This is a genomic window from Streptomyces sp. NPDC107654, from assembly GCF_055639035.1.
The window spans coordinates 1-1,542 of sequence record NZ_JBVKBI010000060.1; the positions used below are offsets into that span (position 1 = coordinate 1).

The 1,542-nt window shown below is 57.1% G+C and carries 1 rRNA gene (only partly in view); it reads left to right on the forward strand.

The features are described from left to right. Window positions 1-1,542 (forward strand): 23S ribosomal RNA (locus ACZ7N4_RS39100); its annotated part runs 1,428 nt beyond the window's last position; the annotation flags it as partial.

Consider the following 1,542-nt stretch of genomic DNA (forward strand, 5'->3'; position numbering starts at 1 on the left):
CTGCTGAACACATAGGCAGTGTGGAGGGAACGCGGGGAAGTGAAACATCTCAGTACCCGCAGGAAGAGAAAACAACCGTGATTCCGGGAGTAGTGGCGAGCGAAACCGGATGAGGCCAAACCGTATGCGTGTGAGACCCGGCAGGGGTTGCGCATGCGGGGTTGTGGGATCTCTCTTTCACAGTCTGCCGGCTGTGAGGCGAGTCAGAAACCGTTGATGTAGGCGAAGGACATGCGAAAGGTCCGGCGTAGAGGGTAAGACCCCCGTAGTCGAAACATCAGCGGCTCGTTTGAGAGACACCCAAGTAGCACGGGGCCCGAGAAATCCCGTGTGAATCTGGCGGGACCACCCGCTAAGCCTAAATATTCCCTGGTGACCGATAGCGGATAGTACCGTGAGGGAATGGTGAAAAGTACCGCGGGAGCGGAGTGAAATAGTACCTGAAACCGTGTGCCTACAAGCCGTGGGAGCGTCGGATACGTGCTTGCACGTATCTCGTGACTGCGTGCCTTTTGAAGAATGAGCCTGCGAGTTTGCGGTGTGTTGCGAGGTTAACCCGGGTGGGGAAGCCGTAGCGAAAGCGAGTCCGAACAGGGCGATTCAGTAGCACGCTCAAGACCCGAAGCGGAGTGATCTAGCCATGGGCAGGTTGAAGCGGAGGTAAGACTTCGTGGAGGACCGAACCCACCAGGGTTGAAAACCTGGGGGATGACCTGTGGTTAGGGGTGAAAGGCCAATCAAACTCCGTGATAGCTGGTTCTCCCCGAAATGCATTTAGGTGCAGCGTCGTGTGTTTCTTGCCGGAGGTAGAGCACTGGATAGGCGATGGGCCCTACCGGGTTACTGACCTTAGCCAAACTCCGAATGCCGGTAAGTGAGAGCGCGGCAGTGAGACTGTGGGGGATAAGCTCCATGGTCGAGAGGGAAACAGCCCAGAGCATCGACTAAGGCCCCTAAGCGTACGCTAAGTGGGAAAGGATGTGGAGTCGCACAGACAACCAGGAGGTTGGCTTAGAAGCAGCCACCCTTGAAAGAGTGCGTAATAGCTCACTGGTCTAGTGATTCCGCGCCGACAATGTAGCGGGGCTCAAGCGTACCGCCGAAGTCGTGTCATTGCAGCATGTACTCCCAACGGAGGCTGTGATGGGTAGGGGAGCGTCGTCTGCCGGGTGAAGCGGCACTGGAAGGTAGTCGTGGACGGTTGACGAGTGAGAATGCAGGCATGAGTAGCGATACAAACGTGAGAAACGTTTGCGCCGATTGACTAAGGGTTCCTGGGTCAAGCTGATCTGCCCAGGGTAAGTCGGGACCTAAGGCGAGGCCGACAGGCGTAGTCGATGGATAACCGGTTGATATTCCGGTACCCGCTGTGAAGCGTCAAACATCGAGCATCGTGATGCTAAGGCCGTGAAGCCGTTCCGGACCCTTCGGGGAAAGGAAAGTGGTGGAGCCGCCGAACCAAGCGGTTAGTAGGTGAGTGATGGGGTGACGCAGGAAGGTAGTCCATCCCGGGCGGTGGTTGTCCCGGGGTAAGGGTGTAGC